The 18,733-nt window shown below is 70.7% G+C and carries 10 protein-coding genes, 1 pseudogene and 1 riboswitch; of the genes and pseudogenes, 10 read left to right on the plus strand and 1 reads right to left on the minus strand.

The genetic code is table 11. From position 1 onward, the window contains the following. Nucleotides 1-58: 58 nt before the first annotated feature. From pulA to AC4F3Q_RS01755, 5 genes are all read left to right on the plus strand, one after another. Entirely contained in the window at nucleotides 59-7,345 is a 7,287-nt protein-coding gene (gene pulA, locus AC4F3Q_RS01735; protein WP_491038472.1) for a pullulanase-type alpha-1,6-glucosidase, read from the plus strand. Between the two features lie 193 nt (nucleotides 7,346-7,538). Then, entirely contained in the window at nucleotides 7,539-8,720 is a 1,182-nt protein-coding gene (locus AC4F3Q_RS01740) for an ROK family transcriptional regulator (RefSeq protein ID WP_491038473.1), read from the plus strand. Continuing rightward, nucleotides 8,717-9,808, plus strand: a complete 1,092-nt coding sequence (locus tag AC4F3Q_RS01745; RefSeq protein WP_491038474.1) for a substrate-binding domain-containing protein — start codon at nucleotides 8,717-8,719, stop codon at nucleotides 9,806-9,808. Before AC4F3Q_RS01740 ends, AC4F3Q_RS01745 begins: the two co-directional genes overlap by 4 nt. Beyond that, nucleotides 9,805-10,614, plus strand: a complete 810-nt coding sequence (locus tag AC4F3Q_RS01750; protein WP_168446190.1) for an ATP-binding cassette domain-containing protein — start codon at nucleotides 9,805-9,807, stop codon at nucleotides 10,612-10,614. Before AC4F3Q_RS01745 ends, AC4F3Q_RS01750 begins: the two co-directional genes overlap by 4 nt. Next, nucleotides 10,611-11,834, plus strand: coding sequence for a sugar ABC transporter permease (locus tag AC4F3Q_RS01755; protein WP_491038475.1), 1,224 nt, complete (start codon nucleotides 10,611-10,613; stop codon nucleotides 11,832-11,834). The genes AC4F3Q_RS01750 and AC4F3Q_RS01755 overlap by 4 nt, the downstream gene beginning before the upstream one ends. Before the next feature lie 27 nt (nucleotides 11,835-11,861). On the opposite strand, the gene purU is transcribed toward AC4F3Q_RS01755, so the two are convergent. Further along, the gene (purU, locus tag AC4F3Q_RS01760; RefSeq protein WP_350308700.1) at nucleotides 11,862-12,743 is read right to left on the minus strand and encodes a formyltetrahydrofolate deformylase; all 882 of its coding nucleotides are present in this window, start codon (nucleotides 12,741-12,743) and stop codon (nucleotides 11,862-11,864) included. Nucleotides 12,744-12,855: 112 nt separating this feature from the next. Here purU and AC4F3Q_RS01765 point away from each other — a divergent pair, with 112 nt between their 5' ends. The 5 genes and pseudogenes from AC4F3Q_RS01765 to AC4F3Q_RS01785 all read left to right on the plus strand — a co-directional run bounded on the left by AC4F3Q_RS01765 (nucleotide 12,856) and on the right by AC4F3Q_RS01785 (nucleotide 18,565). Further along, nucleotides 12,856-13,368 carry a GNAT family N-acetyltransferase gene (locus AC4F3Q_RS01765; protein ID WP_168446187.1) on the plus strand — a complete coding sequence of 171 codons (513 nt, stop codon included), beginning with the start codon at nucleotides 12,856-12,858 and terminating at the stop codon, nucleotides 13,366-13,368. 20 nt (nucleotides 13,369-13,388) lie between these two features. Further along, nucleotides 13,389-13,479, plus strand: a riboswitch (ZMP/ZTP riboswitch). A gap of 96 nt (nucleotides 13,480-13,575) precedes the next feature. Next, nucleotides 13,576-14,865, plus strand: a complete 1,290-nt coding sequence (gene glyA, locus AC4F3Q_RS01770) for a serine hydroxymethyltransferase (RefSeq protein ID WP_491038476.1) — start codon at nucleotides 13,576-13,578, stop codon at nucleotides 14,863-14,865. Between the two features lie 98 nt (nucleotides 14,866-14,963). Next, nucleotides 14,964-15,839, plus strand: coding sequence for a bifunctional methylenetetrahydrofolate dehydrogenase/methenyltetrahydrofolate cyclohydrolase (locus tag AC4F3Q_RS01775; protein ID WP_491038477.1), 876 nt, complete (start codon nucleotides 14,964-14,966; stop codon nucleotides 15,837-15,839). 281 nt (nucleotides 15,840-16,120) lie between these two features. Continuing rightward, nucleotides 16,121-18,298 (plus strand): annotated as a pseudogene (locus tag AC4F3Q_RS01780) (5'-nucleotidase C-terminal domain-containing protein); the annotation flags it as partial. Nucleotides 18,299-18,316: 18 nt separating this feature from the next. After that, nucleotides 18,317-18,565 (plus strand): Ig-like domain-containing protein, encoded by a 249-nt coding sequence (locus tag AC4F3Q_RS01785; RefSeq protein ID WP_491038832.1) that lies wholly within the window; start codon nucleotides 18,317-18,319, stop codon nucleotides 18,563-18,565. Nucleotides 18,566-18,733: the final 168 nt, after the last annotated feature.

The following is an 18,733-nucleotide window of genomic DNA, read 5'->3' on the forward strand; positions in this document are numbered from 1 at the left end:
CTCGCCCCCACATGCTGCGTGCGGACGTCGTGGTCCGCACTGACAAAGGGGTCCATCCATGGTTCACGCAACACACGCCCGGGCGGGCTGGCCGTCCGGGCGAAGGCTCCGCGGCACCGCCGCGGCGTTCACGACGGCGGCCCTCGCGGCCACCGGCGTCGCGGCGGTGCCGAGCACCGCAGTCGCAGCCGACCCGCCGGCCTACCGGCTCGTCGGAAGCTTCCAGACGCAGCTCGGCTGCGCCGACAACTGGCTGCCCGAGTGTGAGGGCGGCCTCCTCGCGCAGGTCGGCGACACGTCCGTCTACGCGCTGACCGCTCCGCTCACCGCGGGCCGGTACGCCTTCAAGGTCCTCGACGGCGACAGCTGGGAGGCGCCCGCCTGGGGCGCCAACGGATCGAACGCCGCTGGTGCCCCCAACATCGACCTCGGCCTCGGGGGAGACGCCGAGCTCCGCTTCACGTTCGACACCGCGACGGGCAAGACCACCGTGACACCGGTCGACGACACGGTCGAGCCGGCCACCGAGGCCGACGCGCCGGCGCCCGTGCGCCAGCCGGGCTCGGACGAGCAGTTCTACTTCGTCCTCACGGACCGCTTCGCCAACGGCGACCCGAGCAACGACACGGGCGGGCTCGTCCCCGAGGGCGAGGAGAACGACCGCAGCGTCTCGGGCTTCGACCCGACCGACAAGGCTTACTACCACGGCGGTGACATCGCCGGTCTGCGCGCCAACCTCGACTACATCGAGGGCCTCGGCTCGACCGCGATCTGGCTGACCCCGTCGTTCAAGAACCGCGCCGTCCAGGGCACCGGCGCTGACCAGTCCGCCGGCTACCACGGCTACTGGATCACCGACTTCACGCAGATCGACCCGCACCTCGGCACGAACGCCGAGCTCGACGCGCTGATCGACGAGGCGCACGCACGCGACATCAAGGTGTACTTCGACATCATCGTCAACCACACCGCGGACATCATCAGCTACGAGGAGGGCGAGTACACGTACCGCCCGACGAAGGACGCGGCGGGCAACCCGGTCCCGGCCTACACCCCGGTGATCCCCGTCGGCCTCGAGGACATCAAGGTCCCCGCGTGGCTCAACGACACGTCGATGTACAACAACCGTGGCAACTCCACGTGGCAGGGCGAGTCGGCGATCCTCGGCGACTTCGACGGCCTCGACGACCTCGACACGAAGAAGCAGGACGTGGTCGACGGGTTCATCGACATCTACGAGCACTGGGCGATGTCCGGCATCGACGGCTTCCGCATCGACACCGCCAAGCACGTCGACTTCTCCTTCTGGGAGCAGTGGACGACGGCGATCAAGGACGCCACCGCAGCGACGAACCCGGACTTCTTCATGTTCGGCGAGGTCTACGACGCCGACCCGGTCAAGCTGTCCCCGTACCTGCGCAACTCCGACATGGACGCCGTCCTCGACTTCACGTTCCAGGACGCAGCGGCCGTGTGGGCCCAGGGCGGCAAGGCCTCCAACCTGACGACGCTCTTCGAGGGCGACGACTACTACACGACCGCGACGAAGAACGCGCACTCCCTGCCGACGTTCCTCGGCAACCACGACATGGGCCGCATCGGCTACTTCGTCAAGGACAAGGACGCCGCGGAGCAGCGTTCGCAGCTCGCGCACTCGCTCATGTACCTCACGCGCGGCCAGCCGGTCGTCTACTACGGCGACGAGCAGGGCTTCGCAGGCGCGGCGGGTGACGGCAAGGACAAGAACGCACGCCAGTCGCTCTTCGCGTCGCAGGTCGACGAGTTCACGTCGCAGAAGCTGCTCGACGGTGAGACGGCAGGCGCCGTCGACCGGTTCGACACCGACGCCGCGCTCTACAAGCACATCGCCGGGCTCGCTGCGCTCCGCAGCGCCCACCCGGCGCTGTCCTCCGGTGCCCAGATCGAGCAGCACGCCGACTCGGGCGCCGGCATCTACGCGTTCTCGCGCGTCGACACGGCTGCCGATGACATGGTCGAGTACGTCGTCGCGGTCAACAACGCGACGACGGCCGCCTCGGCCACGTTCACGGCGCTCACCCCGGGCGCGACCTTCACCGGCCTGTACGGCACGGACGACGACGTCACGTCGGGTGCCGACGGCACCGTGACGGTCGAGGTCCCGGCGCTGTCCGCCGTCGTGCTCAAGGCGGGGTCCCCTCTCGTCGCTGACACGGAGGCGATCGCACCGCAGCTCACGACCGTCGCGCCGACGGGCGGCCTGCGCCCGCTCGCGGACATCTCGGTCGACCTCGGCACCGAGCGCTACGCCGAGACGTCGGTCTACGTCCGGGGCGTGGGCGCCGAGGACTGGAAGCTCCTCGGCACCGACGACACGACGACGCCGCGCGTGTTCTTCGACGCGGCGGCGCACGGCTACGCCGACGGCGACCTGCTCCAGGTGCGTGCCGTCGTGCGCGACGCCGCAGGCAACCTGTCGCAGACGTCGACCGTCGCCGTCGTCGGCAACGACCACGGCGCCGGCTACGCGGCCGGCAGCGACGTCGACAACCGCCTGACGATCCCCGGCAGCCACGGCACCGAGATCGGCGGCTGCGCCGACTGGACCCCGGGCTGCGCGAGCACGGCGCTGACCCAGCGCGCCAACGACTCGTACGCGGGCACGTTCGACATCGCGGCGGGCTCGTACTCCTACAAGTTCGCGTTCGGCACCGAGTGGGGGCGCGACTACGACTCCAACGGCACGCTGGCGGGCGGCGAGAACTACGCCTACACCCACGCGGGCGGGCCGATCACGTTCTACTTCGATCCGATCACCAAGCTCGGCGCCAACACCGCCGAGGGCCCCGTGCTCTCGCTCGTCGGCAGCTTCTCGTCGCAGACGAAGTGCGGGGCCGACTGGAAGGAGACGTGCCTCGACAACCAGCTGAAGCTGCGTGCCGACGGTACGTACCGCGCGGTCCTCACGGGCCTCGAGCCTGGTACGTACGCAGTCAAGGCCGTCGACGGCCTGTCCTGGGACACGTCCTACGGCGCGGAGGACGGCGGCAACGTCTCCTTCGAGATCACCGAGGCGGCACCCGCCGCCATCGCCACGCTCGACCTGACGACGGGCGTCCTGTCCGTCGAGACGGGCGAGGCGCCGAGCGAGGGCCCGGAACCCCTGCGCGACGCCGTCGTCTCGATCGCAGGAAGCCTCAACTCGGAGATGGGTTGTGCGGCCGACTGGGACGCCACGTGCGTCGAGGCCGAGCTCACGGAGCGCGTCGGCGCGAACTACTCGGCGACGTTCACCCTGCCTGCGGGCGACTACGAGTACAAGGCCGTCATCGGTCACGCGTGGGACGAGAACTACGGCCGCGACCGTGACAACGGTGGCGCCAACATCCCGCTCAGCCTCGACGCCGAGACGGACGTCACGTTCGTCTACGACGACGAGTCGCACTTCGTCACCGCGATCTACCCGGGCAGCGAGAGCCGCTTTGCGACGATCGCGGGCACGATCCAGCCGCAGCTCGGCTGCGCGGCGTCCTGGGCGCCCGCGTGCCTCGGTTCGTGGCTGCAGGACTGGGGCCGTGACGGCGTCGTCTACACGTACGAGACCAACCGCCTGAAGAAGGGCACGTACGAGGCGAAGGCCGCGCTCGACAAGGCGTGGGCGGAGGCCTACCCCGGCTCCAACGTCGGGTTCTCCGTCCCGACCGACTACGCGAAGATGGTCTTCACCCTCAACATGGAGACGAAGGAGTTCACGGCGATGGCTGACACGACCGTCGCGGGCGAGGGCTCGCGGGCCGTGTGGCTGGACTCCCGTACGGTCGCGCTGCCGGTCGGCGCTGTGCCCGGAGAGTCGGCGTCGCGCACGTGGACGCTGTACTCCGCTCCCGAGGGCGGCCTGTCCGCGACGAAGGACAAGGTCACCGTCCCGGCCGACGCTCTCTCGGTCGACCTCACGCAGGATGCCAGCGGCCTCGCGGCTGAGCTGCGCGCGAAGTACCCGCACCTGGCGGCCTACGTGGCGCTCGAGCTGCCCGAGTCCCTCACGCGTGAGGAGCTCGAGGAGTACCTGACGGGGCAGCTCTTCCTGGTCCAGCGCTCGGGCGCGGCCGTCGAGTACGCGACGGGCGTCCAGATCGCCCCGGTGCTCGACGACGTGTTCGCCGCGGTCGTCGACCGTGACCTCGGCGCCACCTGGGCCGGGGACGTCCCGACCCTCGCGGTCTGGGCACCGACCGCACGCTCCGTGACGACGCTCGTCTGGACGGACGGTGACATCGCGTCCGACCCGACCGAGGTCCCCGCGGTGCGCCAGGCGGACGGCTCGTGGGTCACCGCGGGTGACGCGTCCTGGAAGGACAAGCCCTACAAGTACGACATCGAGGTGTACGTGCCCTCGACCGGCAAGGTCGAGCACAACGTCGTCACCGACCCGTACTCGGTGGGCCTGACCCTCAACTCGACGCACTCCGTGCTCGTCGACCTCGCTGACCCGGCCCACCGGCCGACGCAGTGGGCGACGACGAAGGCGCCGACGATCGCCCGGGACGTGGACCGCAGCATCTACGAGCTGCACATCCGCGACTTCTCGATCTCGGACCCGAGCGTTCCCGAGGCCGAGCGCGGCACCTACCTCGCGTTCGCGGGGGAGGGCGACGGCGTCAAGCACCTGCGCAAGCTCGCTGCGGCGGGCCTGAACACCGTGCACCTGCTGCCGAGCTTCGACATCGCGACGATCGAGGAGGACCGCAGCAAGCAGGCCACGACCGGTGACCTGTCCGGCTTCGCGCCCGACGGCGAGGAGCAGCAGGCGGCGGTCGCCGCGATCAAGGACGCGGACGGCTTCAACTGGGGCTACGACCCGATGCACTACACGGCCCCCGAGGGGTCGTACGCCTCGGCGGGCAACCAGGACGGCGGCGCCCGCGTCGCCGAGTACCGCACGATGGTCGGCGCGCTGCACAAGAACGGTCTGCAGGTCGTCCAGGACGTCGTGTACAACCACACGGCGGCGAGCGGCCAGGACCCCAAGTCCGTCCTGGACCGGGTCGTGCCCGGCTACTACCAGCGGCTCAGCGCGACCGGCGGCGTCGAGACCTCGACGTGCTGCTCGAACGTCGCGACGGAGAACCTCGTGGCGCAGAAGCTCATGGTCGACTCCGTCGTCACGTGGGCGAAGCAGTACCGGATCGACGGCTTCCGCTTCGACCTCATGGGGCACCACTCGAAGGCGAACATGCTCGCCGTCCGGGAGGCGCTCGACGAGCTGACGCTGTCACGCGACGGTGTCGACGGAAAGTCGATCTACCTGTACGGCGAGGGCTGGAACTTCGGCGAGGTCGCTGACAACGCCCGCTTCGAGCAGGCGACGCAGGGACAGCTGAACGGCACCGGCATCGGGACGTTCTCCGACCGGCTGCGCGACGCCGTCCACGGTGGCAGCCCGGTCGACGGCGGCTCGACGTTCCAGCAGGGCTTCGGCACCGGTCTGGGCACCGACCCGAACGGGAACAAGCGCGGCGACGGGGGCGTCAACGACGGCTCCGCAGCCGAGCTGGCGGACCTCGCGCACCAGTCCGACCTGGTCCGGCTGGGCCTCGCGGGCAACCTCGAGGACTTCACGTTCGTGACGAGCTCCGGGACCGCGCAGCGCGGTGACGAGCTCGACTACCGCGGTGCTCCGGCCGGCTACGCGAGCGAGCCGGGCGAGGTCGTCACCTATGTCGACGCGCACGACAACGAGACGTTGTTCGACCTGCTGACGCTCAAGCTGCCGACGGCGACGTCGATGGCTGACCGCGTCCGCATGAACACGCTGTCGCTCGCGACGACCACCCTGTCGCAGACGCCGACGTTCTGGCACGCCGGGACGGACCTGCTCCGGTCGAAGTCGCTCGACCGGGACAGCTACAACTCGGGCGACCACTTCAACAAGATCGACTGGTCCGGCCAGAGCAACAACTTCGGCGTCGGGCTGCCGAGCAAGGAGAAGAACGAGGAGAAGTGGGGGCTCATGCGCCCGCTCCTCGCCGACCCCGCGCTCAAGCCGTCCGCGACGGACATCGCCGCGGCGAACGCCCAGGCGCTCGACCTGCTGCGCCTGCGCTACTCGACGCCGCTCCTGCGGCTCGGCAGCGCGGACCTCATCAAGCAGAAGGTCTCCTTCCCGGGTTCGGGCGCTGACGCGACCCCCGGCCTGCTCGTCATGCGTGTCGACGACACGGTCGGCACGGACGTGGACCCCGCCCTGGACGGTGTGCTCGTGGTGTTCAACGCGAGCCCGGCGCCCATCACGGAGAAGGTCCCCGGCCTCGCAGGGCGTGCCCTCGCGCTGTCGCAGGTCCAGAGGGACGGTGCCGACGCTGTCGTGAAGACGACGACGTGGGACGCCGCCAGCGGGACCGTGACCGTGCCGGGACGCACCGTCGCGGTGCTCACCCAGGCCAAGGGTGGTCCCGTCGAGCCCGTGAAGGTCGCGTCGACGACCACGCTCACCACCACGACCGGGACCGCCACCCAGGGGGACCCGGTCACGGTCGACGTGGTCGTCACCGCTGACGGCGTGGTGCCGACCGGCACCGTCGAGGTCCGCGAGGGCTCGACCGTCGTCGCCTCCGGCACGCTCGTGGCCGGTCGCGCGAAGATCGGCCTGCCCGGCTCGTTCACCAGGTCGCCTGGCGCACGGTCGCTCGTCGCCGTGTACTCGGGATCGGGCACGGTCGCCGGATCGTCCTCGGCGGTCCTGAAGATCCTCGTCAAGCCGCGACCGGCCGTGCCGGTCAAGGCGAGGTCCACGACGGTCCTGTCCCCGGCGTCGCGCACTGCCCGGCTCGGCACCACGGTCACGTGGGACGTGCGGGTGCGCAGCACGCAGCCGGTCAGCGGCAAGGTCGAGATCCGGGACGGCAAGAAGGTTCTCGGCTCGGCGACCGTCAAGAACGGCGTCGCCAAGGTCAAGCTGTCGAAGAAGGCAGTGGCCAAGGCGGGGACGACCAAGGTCCGCGCCTACTACCTCGGTTCCGCGAAGGTCGCGGCGTCGTCCTCCGCGACCGGGACGCTCAAGGTGACGAAGGCGAGGTCCAAGGTCAAGACCTCGGTCACGGGCGCCACGCTCGGCAACCGGGCCAAGGTCAAGGTCACCGTGTCTGCCCCGGCAGGCAAGGCGTCAGGGACGGTCTACGTCGTCTCGGGCGGTCGCACGATCGGCAAGGCCACGGTCAAGAACGGGAAGGCGACGGTGACGCTGCCCCGGTCGTTCGCGACCTCCGTGCGCACCCAGACGATCACCGTGAAGTACTCGGGGTCGAGCACCGTCTCGGGCACGAGCACGACCGTCAAGGTCAAGGTCACCAGGGCGGCGCGCCGCTGACAGAGCGGCAGGCCGAGACAGCGCAGGCGCCCGGTCGGGGACACCCGGCCGGGCGCCTGCGCGCCATCGTGACGGCGTCAAGAGATGAACCCAGGTCGAGCGCACGGACACGCTTCTCGAGACCCCGCCGGCCGAGGCGCGCACCCGCCCAGGATCCGCGTCTTCGCAGCCCCGCCGCGTGTAGGCTCACCGCGTGAGCAACGACCGGGTGACGCCGGGCTCCCAGACTTCCCTTCGGGAAGCGAACAGAGCCCGGATCGTGGGAGCGGTCCAGCAGCGCGGCGCCCTCACGCAGGTCGAGCTGGCTGGCGTCACAGGGCTGTCCCCGGCCACGGTCTCCAACATCGTCAAAGAGCTCGCCGCTGCAGGCGTCCTGTCGACGTCTCCCACCTCCCGCTCGGGCCGCCGCGCGCACCAGGTGACTCTCGCGCGCACCCTCGGCCTCGTCGCCGGCGTCCACTTCGGGGCGCGAACGCTGCGCGTCGCGCTCGCTGACACCTCCCACAAGATCGTCGCCGAGCAGCGCATGCCGCTCGCCCCCGACCACCGCGCCGACATCGGGCTCGACCGTGTCGCGCTCCTCCTCGGCGAGATGTTCGACCAGGTCGGGGCAGACCCGTCCGAGCTCCTCGGCGTCGGTGTCGGTGTGGCCGCTCCGGTCGACATCCGTACGGGCGAGGTGTCCACGCGCGGCCTGCTGCGGGGGTGGGACGGCGTGTCCGTCACCGAGATGCTCGGGCAGCAGATCGCCGCACCTGTCCACGTGGACAACGACGCGAACCTCGGTGCGCTCGCCGAGGCGCGGCGCGGGGCCGCGCGCGGGTTCGAGCACGTCGTGTACATCCGCATCTCGCACGGCGTCGGTGCCGGGCTGCTGCTCGACGGCAAGATCTTCCACGGCCGGTCCGGCACGGCAGGGGAGATCGGGCACACGACGATCGACGACACCGGGCCCGTGTGCCGCTGCGGCAACCGCGGCTGCCTCGAGATGTACGTCGGCGCCCCCGTCATCCTCGGCATGCTCGAGGGCAGCCACGGGCACCTGTCGATGGCGAACGTCCTGCAGCGCGCACGCGAGGGAGACCTCGGCTGCCGGCGCGTCCTCGAGGACGCGGGCTCTCACCTCGGCATCTCGGTCGCGAACGTGTGCAACCTCGTCGACCCGGAGGTCGTCGTCGTCGGCGGTCAGCTCGCGGAGGCGGGCGACGTCGTCCTCGACCCGCTGCGCGCGGTGCTGTCCCGACGCGCGATCCCGTCCAACGCCGGCCCGGTACCCGTCGTGAGCGGGCAGCTCGGCGCGTCGGCCGAGCTGCACGGCGCGCTGCTGCTCGCGCTCGAGCACGTCGACGTCACAGCGAGAGGAGCCGCCTCGTGAAGCGCGCCCGTGACACCCGGCAGAGGCGCGGAGCCGCTGTCGTCGCCGCGCTGCTCGTCGCCGCGAGCGTGCTCGTCGGCTGCACCGACGGCGCGACCCCGCGCGACGACGGTCCGACGATCGCGCTCCTGCTGCCCGAGACCAAGACCGCACGCTACGAGACGCTCGACCGCCCGTCGTTCGAGAAGACCGTCGTGGGCACGTGCGCCGAGTGCACCGTGCTGTACGCGAACGCGCAGCAGGACGCCGCTCGTCAGCAGCAGCAGGCCGAGTCGTTCCTCATCCGCGGTGCCGACGTGCTCGTCCTCGCGGCCGTCGACGCGCAGGCGGCGCTCAGCATCGTCGCAGCCGCGACCTCGCGCGGAGTGCCTGTCATCGCGTACGACCGCTTCCTCGAGGACCCGGACGTCGCGTACTACATCTCGTTCGACCCGGCCCGCGTGGGCCGCCTCCAGGCGCAGGCGCTCGTCGACGGGCTCGAGGCGCGCGGCATCACGACCGGCGGCATCCTCGTCGCCCACGGTGCCGTCACAGACGCGAACAGCCCCGGCCTGAGCCAGAGCGTCATGGGCGTCCTCGGCTCGACCGACCTGACGATCCTCGCCGAGACCACGATCTCCGACTGGAGCCCGGACAAGGCGCAGGAGTGGGTCGCGACCCAGCTGAGCCGTTACCGCGACGACGTCGTCGCCGTGTACGCGGCCAACGACGGCCTCGCTGCAGGCGCGATCTCCGCGATGCGGGCCGCCGGGATCACCGACATGCCGCTCGTCACGGGCCAGGACGCCGAGCTCGCCGCGATCCAGCGCATCGTCACGGGTGACCAGTTCATGACCGTGTACAAGGACATCGAGCAGCAGGCGGCGCTCGCCGCGGACGCCGCCGTCCACCTCGCCCGCGGGGAACAGGCCGACGCACCTACCGAGGTGCGTGGAGTCCCCACGATGCTGCTCGCGCCGTTCGCGGTGACCCGCAAGGAGATCGAGCCGGTCATCCTCCGCAAGGGCGTGTTCACGCTCGGGGAGATCTGCGTCGAACCGTTCACCCAGGCCTGCACCGCCGCAGGCCTGACGGAGGAGGAGCAATGAGCACGTCCGGTACGCAGCCGGTGATGTCGCTGCGCGGGGTGTCCAAGAGCTACGGGGCGCTGCGCGCTCTCGTGGACGTCGACCTCGACATCCGTGCGGGCGAGGTCCTCGCGATCGTCGGTGACAACGGCGCCGGCAAGTCGACCGTCGTCGAGATCGTCGCGGGCGCCCTCATGGCTGACACGGGCACGATCGAGGTCGACGGCGAGCCGGTCGTCTTCTCGTCGCCCGCGCAGGCGCGCGCCCTCGGCATCGCCACGGTGTTCCAGGACCTCGCGCTGTGCGAGCCGCTCGACGTCGTCGAGAACCTCTTCCTCGGCAACGAGGCGGTCCGCGGCGGCCTGCTCGACGAGGTCGAGATGGAGAAGCGTGCGTGGGAGCTGCTGTCGCAGCTCGCCGCTCGCGTGCCGTCGGTCCGCATGCCTGTCTCGGCGCTGTCCGGCGGTCAGCGGCAGGCGGTCGCGGTCGCGCGGTCGCTCCTGGGCGACCCGCGCGTCGTCGTGCTCGACGAGCCGACGGCGGCGCTCGGCGTCGCGCAGACCGCGGAGGTCCTCACGCTCGTCGAGCGCTTGCGCGACCGCGGTCACGCGGTCGTGCTCGTGAGCCACAACATGGCCGACGTGCACGCCGTCGCGGACCGCATCGCCGTGCTGCGCCTCGGGCGCCTCAACGGCCTGTTCGAGGCCGCGCAGACCAGCTACGAAGACCTGCTCGCCGCGGTCACGGGTGCGCGCGGCGGGGCGGACCGGTTCGGTCGCGGCCGCCCGGGGACGCCGCTGGCAGGTTCGGACGGAGGGGCACGATGAGCACGATCGACAAGCCGCGCGCGACTGTGCGCGGCGCAGCGGACCAGGTGCTCGAGCATCTCGCCGACGTGCGCGAGCGGGTGCGCACGGGCCAGCTCCGGTCGCTCGCCGGTGTCGGCGCGCTCGTGCTCATCTGGGTCGTGTTCCGCGTGATCAGCCCTGCGTTCCTCACACCGGACAACCTCGTCGCGCTGACGCTGCAGTCGGCGTCGCTCGGCTTCCTCGCGCTCGGTGTCGTGCTCGTCATGATGATCGGGCAGATCGACCTGTCGGTCGGGGCCGTCAGCGGGCTGTCGTCCGCGATCGTCGCGGTCGTCTTCATGCAGGCGGGCCTGCCGCTGTGGGTCGCGGTCGTCGCCGCGGTCGCGTGCGGTGCGGCGATCGGGCTCGTGTACGGCCTGCTGAGCGCCTACCTCGGGCTGCCGAGCTTCGTGCTGACGCTCGCGGGGCTGCTCGTCGTGCTCGGCGTGCAGCTGTGGGTGCTCGGCGACACGGGCTCGGTCAACCTGCCGTTCGACACGTGGCTCGTCCGCTTCTCCCAGCAGGGCTTCCTGAGCACGACGACGTCGCTCCTCGTCGCGGCCGGTGTCGTCGCCCTCAACACGTGGACGCTCGTGCACGAGCGCGGGCGCCGCGAGCGTGCTGACCTGCCAGCCGACTCCTTCGTGTGGATCGGGCTCAAGGTGGTCGGGCTCGCCGTCCTCCTCGCCGTGAGCATCCTCTACCTCGGCAAGGACCGCGGCATCGGCTACCCGGTCGCCCTGCTGCTGCTCGTCGTGACGCTGACGGACGTCGGCCTGCGGCGGACCCGCTGGGGGCGTGCGGTGCGCGCGGTCGGCGGCAACGTCGACTCGGCGCGGCGCGCGGGCATGCAGGTGCGTCGGGTGACCGTCCAGGTGTTCGTCATCAGCTCGACGTTCGCCGCAGTCGGTGGCGTTCTCGCCGTCGGGCGCCTGGCTGCTGCGAACCAGGGGTCCGGGGGCGCGGAGGCGAGCCTCACGGCGATCGCCGCAGTGCTCATCGGCGGGGTGAGCCTGTTCGGCGGGCGGGGGAGCGCGTGGTCGGCGTTCGTCGGCGTGCTCGTCGTGCAGTCGATCGCGAGCGGCCTGACGCTCATGAACGCTGGGCTGTCCGTGCGCTACATGATCATCGGCGCGGTGCTCGTCCTGGCCGTCGCGCTCGACACGAGGCTCAAGAGGGGTGCCCTCCAGCCACGCTGAGGCGTGCGGCGCAGGCCGCGGACCCGCTCAGCGGAAGATGACGGTGCGGTGCCCGTTGCGCAGGACGCGGTGCTCGGCGTGCCAGCGCACCGCACGGCCCAGCACACGCCGCTCGACGTCCTGCCCGAGCGCGACGAGCCGGTCGGTCGCGTGCGAGTGGTCCACCCGCTCGACGTCCTGCTCGATGATCGGGCCCTCGTCGAGGTCGCCTGTCACGTAGTGCGACGTCGCACCGATGAGCTTCACGCCGCGGTCGTGCGCCTGGTGGTAGGGCTTGGCGCCCTTGAAGCTCGGCAGGAACGAGTGGTGGATGTTGATCACGCGGCCCTCGAGCTCGCGGCACATGTCGTCGGAGAGGACCTGCATGTAGCGGGCGAGGACGACGAGCTCGATGTCCATGCGCTGCACGAGGTCGAGGAGCTGCGCCTCCGCGGCAGCCTTCGTCTCCTGGGTGACCGGGACGTGGTGGAAGCCCTTGCCGTAGAACGCGGCGAGCGGCGCGAGGTCCGTGTGGTTGCCCGCGACCGCGACGACGTCGACCGGGAGGTCGCCGGCGCGCTCACGGAAGAGCAGGTCGTTGAGGCAGTGCGCCGCCTTCGAGACCAGGATGAGCGTGCGCATGCGACGCCCGACGACGTCGAGGGTCCACGTCATCGAGAAGCGCTCGGCGACCGGCTCGATCGCGGCGACGAGCTCCTCACGAGATGCCGTCGACTGTGCCTGGACGCGCATGAAGAACAGCCGGGTCTCCGGGTCGCCGAACTGCTGCGACTCGGTGATGTTCCCGCCGTGCTCGGCGAGCAGGCCCGCGACGGCGTGCACGATCCCGGGACCGTCCGGGCAGGACAGGGTCAGGACCCAGTGGGTCTGCTCGGTGGGCGCGGCGTCGGTCAGGTTCTGCGAAGGCACACCCGCAGGGTAGTCCAACGCCCGCAGCCTGGTGGCGACGTCCCACGGCCCGTCGGCGTCTCGGTCCGTGTCCCCCGTCGTGCCGACGGCGGGGACCTGAGAGCATGGACGCATGAGCGACACGAGCGACGCCCAGATCCGGATCGACCAGGTCACCGACGAGCACGCCGGGGAGCTGCTCACGCTGCGGCGCGCGGCGTTCGTCACGGAGGCCCAGGCCTACGAGGACCCGTTCATCCCGCCGCTGACGCAGACGCTCTCCGAGCTGCGCGCGGACATGGTCGCACCGGGCGTCATCACGCTCGGGGCGTGGGACGGGTCGCGGCTCGTCGGTTCGGTCCGCATCGAGATCGAGGACTCGAAGGCGACGCTCGGCCGTCTCGCGGTCGCCCCCGACCGGCAGGGGCAGGGGATCGGCACGCAGATGATGCTCGCTGTCGCGCCGCTCCTCCCTGAGGGCGTCGAGGAGATCTGGGTGTTCACGGGCAAGGACTCGAAGCAGAACCTGGCGATGTACCAGCAGCAGGGCTACGAGCACCAGTACGACCAGGCGGCGGGCGACCTCACCTACGCGTACCTGCGCCGCATCCTGGGCGACGTCGAGACGGCGGACGACGCCGGCTGACGGGCCTGCCTTTGGTAGCATGATCGCGTCGCGACTGGCGCATCAGGTGGGTCACCACCGGGGAGCGACGAGTTTTCCTCCGACTTCGGGTCGTTCGCCTGGGCCCCGGTCACCACACAGCTACGTGTGCGTGCCGGAAGATGGTGTCGTCCGGCGCGCAGCGCAGCCGCCCAGCACGGCTTCATCGAAGACTTGTGAGGAACGCCCATGAGCCAGTCCACAGACTCCGTCGTCAACAAGGGCCTCGCCGAGGTCGACCCGGAGATCGCCGCCGTCCTCGACGGTGAGCTCGCGCGTCAGCGCGACACCCTCGAGATGATCGCGAGCGAGAACTTCGTCCCGCGCGCCGTCCTCGAGGCGCAGGGGTCGGTCCTGACGAACAAGTACGCGGAGGGCTACCCGGGCCGCCGCTACTACGGCGGATGCGAGCAGGTCGACATCGCCGAGTCGCTCGCGATCACGCGCGCCAAGGAGCTGTTCGGTGCGGAGCACGCGAACGTGCAGCCGCACTCGGGTGCGACCGCGAACGCGGCCGTGCTGCACGCCCTCATCAAGCCGGGCGACACGATCATGGGCCTCGAGCTCGCGCACGGCGGCCACCTCACGCACGGCATGAAGATCAACTTCTCCGGGCGCCTCTACGAGGTCGCGGCGTACGGTGTCGACCCCGACACGATGCTCGTCGACATGGACAAGGTGCGGGAGCAGGCGCTCGCGGCCCGTCCCGACGTCATCATCGGTGGCTGGTCGGCGTACCCGCGCCAGCTCGACTTCGCGGCGTTCCGCTCGATCGCCGACGAGGTCGGCGCGAAGCTCTGGGTGGACATGGCGCACTTCGCCGGCCTCGTGGCCGCGGGTCTCCACCCGAGCCCCGTCCCGCACGCCGACGTCGTCTCGTCGACCGTGCACAAGACGATCGGCGGCCCGCGCTCGGGCTTCATCCTCTCCCGTGAGGAGTACGCCAAGAAGATCGACTCGGCGGTCTTCCCGGGCCAGCAGGGCGGCCCGCTCATGCATGTCGTCGCTGCCAAGGCCGTGTCCTTCAAGATCGCCGGATCGGCGGAGTTCAAGGAGCGCCAGGAGCGGGTGCTGTCGGGTGCGCGCATCATCGCGGAGCGCCTGACGGCTGCTGACGTGAAGGACGCGGGCGTCGACGTCCTCACGGGCGGCACCGACGTGCACCTCGTGCTCGTCGACCTGCGCAAGTCCGAGCTGGACGGCCAGCAGGCCGAAGACCTCCTCCACGAGGTGGGCATCACGGTCAACCGCAACGCGGTCCCGTTCGACCCGCGCCCGCCGCGCGTCACGTCGGGGCTGCGCATCGGCACGCCGGCGCTCGCGACCCGCGGCTTCGGTGACGCCGAGTTCGCCGAGGTCGCCGAGATCATCGCGGCAGCGCTCAAGGGTGGCCAGGCCGCGGACGTCGAGTCGCTGCGCGCTCGCGTCGCAACGCTGACGGCGGACTTCCCGCTGTACCCGGGCCTCGAGCAGTACTGAGCCTCTCCTGGCACGTCCGCCTCGGCCCCGCGCTCAGCGGGGCCGAGGCGGACGGTGCCCGCGACCCCCGACAGACCGAGGAACCAGGGAGGACCGTCATGACCGCTCAGGTCCTGGACGGCAAGGCCACCGCGACGACGATCAAGGACGAGCTGGCCGCGCGTGTCGTGGCGCTGCGCGCCCGGGGAGTTACTCCAGGGCTGGGCACGGTGCTCGTGGGGGAGGACCCAGGCTCGCGCTCGTACGTCGCCGGCAAGCACCGCGACTGCGCCGAGGTGGGCATCGAGTCCATCCGCGAGGACCTTCCCGCAGATGCGAGCCAGGCGGACATCGAGGCGGCGGTCGAGCGTCTCAACGCGGACCCTGCGTGCACCGGGTACATCGTGCAGCTGCCTCTCCCGCGCGGGATCGACACGAACCGGGTGCTCGAGCTGATCGACCCGGCCAAGGACGCTGACGGCCTGCACCCGACGAACCTCGGGCGTCTCGTGCTGCGCGTGAGCGAGCCGATCGACTCGCCGCTGCCGTGCACCCCTGCGGGGATCGTCGAGCTCGTGCGCAGGCACGGTCTCGACCTCGCAGGCAAGCACGTGGTCGTGCTCGGCCGCGGCACCACCGTGGGGCGGTCGATCGGGTTGCTGCTGACCCGCAAGGACATCAACGCGACCGTCACGCTGACCCACACCGGGACGACGGACCTCGCGGCGCACCTGCGCAGCGCGGACGTCATCGTCGCTGCTGCCGGGGTGGCGCACATCGTCACCCCGGACATGGTGAAGCCGGGCGCGGTCGTGCTCGACGTGGGCGTGAGCCGGACCGTCGACGAGGCGGGCAAGGCACGCCTGCTCGGCGACGTCCACCCTGACGTCGCTCAGGTTGCGGGCTGGCTGTCGCCCAACCCGGGCGGGGTCGGGCCCATGACTCGCGCGATGCTGCTCGCGAACGTCGTGGACACGGCCGAGCGCAGCCTCTGACCTCGTGGGGCCCGGCTTCTCCGGTCTCGCGGACCGAGACGGGGCTCGCCAGCGGAGCGTGCTCCTTGACAGCGGACAGGCGCACGGGTCGGATGGCATGTGACGTGACCGACACGTCCCACACCGCCCGACGCCCAGCCCGACGAGGACAGGGTGTCGTCGTGCGAAGACACGGGAAGAACGAGGACTAGCACATGCGCTACACGCACAGCAGGAGGGCGGGGCTCGTCGCAGCTGCCGCTGCTTGCTCACTGGTCGGAGCGACGCTCGTGACGGCAGGGACCGCCGCGGCTCTTCCGATCACCTCCATCACCCTGCTCAACATCAACGACTTCCACGGGCGCATCGAGAAGGACAAGACCGTCCAGCTCGCCGGCACCATCGAGAAGGAGCGCGCTGAGGCCGGCGAGGCCAACACGCTGCTGCTCTCCGCCGGTGACAACATCGGCGCCTCGCTCTTCGAGTCGGCGTACGCCGACGACAAGCCGACGATCGACGTGCTCAACGCTCTCGACCTCTCTGCCTCTGCCGTCGGCAACCACGAGCTCGACAAGGGCATCACCGACCTCTACGGGCGCGTCGCCGACGCCGCCGACTTCCCGTACCTCGCCGCGAACATCTACCTCAAGGGCACAGCCACACCGGTGCTGAACGAGTATGCGCTCCGCACGGTGGGCGGCCTGACCGTCGGCATCATCGGTGCCGTCACGCAGGAGACCCCGGCGCTCGTCACCCCGTCGGGCATCGCCAACCTCACGTTCGGGGACCCGGTCGCCGCAGTCAACCGTGTCGCGGGCGACCTCTCGGACGGCAACCCCGCCAACGGCGAGGCCGACATCATCGTGGCCGAGTACCACGAGGGCGCACGGGCCGGCACCGTGGAGGGTGCCACGCTCGCCCAGGAGGTCGCGGCTGGTGGCGCGTTCGCCAGCATCGTCGCTGGCACGTCGGCGCAGGTGGACGTCATCTTCACGGGCCACACCCACAAGCAGTACGCCTGGGACGCCCCCGTCCCCGGGCAGTCTGGCAAGACCCGCCCGATCGTCCAGACGGGCTCCTACGGCGAGAACATCGGCAAGGTCGTCCTGACCGTCGACGGCACGGACGTCACCGCTGCGGTCGCGTCCAACGTCAAGCGCTCGACGGCGGACCCGGCGACGCTCGTCGCGACGTACCCGCGCGTCGCCGAGGTCAAGACCCTCACGGACGCCGCGATCGCCGCGGCGAAGACCGCGGGTGACGTCAAGGTTGGTTCCGTGACCGCTGACATCACGACGGCGTTCGCTCCCAACGCGTCCGGCACGCCGGTGCGCGACGACCGCGCGTCCGAGTCGACGCTCGGCAACCTCGTCGCTGACGCGCTCCAGGAGTCGCTGGCGGCCACGGCAGCCGGCGCGGACTTCGGCGTCGTCAACCCGGGCGGCCTGCGCGGCGAGCTGCTCTACGCGCCCGACGGCACCATCACGTACAGCGAGGCGAACGCGGTCCTCCCGTTCGTGAACAACCTGTGGTCCACGACCCTCACGGGTGCTCAGGTCAAGACGATGCTCGAGCAGCAGTGGCAGACCAACGCGGACGGCACGGTGCCCTCGCGCCCGTACCTGCAGCTCGGGCTGTCGAAGAACGTCTCGTACACGTACGACGCCGCCCGCGCCGCGGGGGACCGCATCACGTCGATCACGGTCAACGGCAAGGAGGTGAAGGCCACCGACGAGTACCGCGTCGGGACGTTCTCCTTCCTCGCGACCGGTGGCGACAACTTCCGCGTGTTCACCTCGGGCAAGGACACGGTCGACTCCGGCCTCGTCGACCGCGACGCGTGGGTCGCCTACCTCAAGGCGCACCCGGGCCTGACCCCGTCGTTCGCACGTCGTGCCGTCGCGGTGTCGGGCGCCCCGTCGACCGTCAAGGCGGGTTCCGCCCTCTCGATCAACGTGTCGAAGCTCGACCTCACGAGCCTGGGCTCGCCGAAGAACACGTCGCTGACCGCCACGTTCACCGGCGGCTCGCTGCCGGCCGCGGGTGTCGTGCTCGGGACGTTCCCGGTCACTGACGGTGCCACGACCGTCACGGGTGCCGTCCCGGCGGCAGCCGCGGGCGCGACGGCCCTGACCCTTGAGGCTGCGCCGTCGGGCACGACCGTCGTCCTGCCGGTCACGGGTACGGCCGTCTCGGCGGTCACGGTCAAGGGCAAGCTCAACAAGACCAGAGGCTCCTACGGCAAGCCGGCCAAGGTCTCGGTGACCGTCACGGGTGCCACCGCCGCTCCGTCCGGCAAGGTCGAGATCCGCGAGGGCTCCAAGGTGCTCGTCTCCAAGAAGCTCTCCGTCAAGGGCAAGGTCGGCACCGCGAAGCTCACGCTGCCCAAGCTCAAGGTGGGCTCGCACAAGCTGACCGTGTACTACCCGGGTTCGGAGACCACCAAGGCTGCGAAGTCCTCGAAGCTCACGTACACGGTCGTGAAGTCCGTGCCGTCCGTGAAGTTCCGGGTCTCGTCGCACGGCCGCACGGTCAAGGTGACCACGTCCGCCACCGGCGTCACGCCGAGCGGCAAGGTGACGGTGTACCGCGACGGCAGGGCGCTCAAGACCGCGACCCTCAAGAAGGGCAAGGCCACGGTCACGGTGAGCAAGACGTCGCGCGGCAACCACACGTACAAGGTGAGCTACAAGGGCTCGTCGACCGTGGCCGCGAGGAGCGCCACAGGCAGGATCCGTGTGAGCTGACCTGACCCGCGCTCTCGGGGGAGGTGCCTCGACGACGGGGACCAGGCAGCAGCCCGGTCCCCGTCGTCGTGCGCGCTCGACATCGCCCTCACCTGCACAGACACGGGGCTCTCAGGTTCGCGTGCGCCACCGTCGCCGTCCGCATGGTGAGAAATGCGGCTCATCCTG

It is taken from the genome of Flavimobilis sp. BM9 (assembly GCF_058313055.1).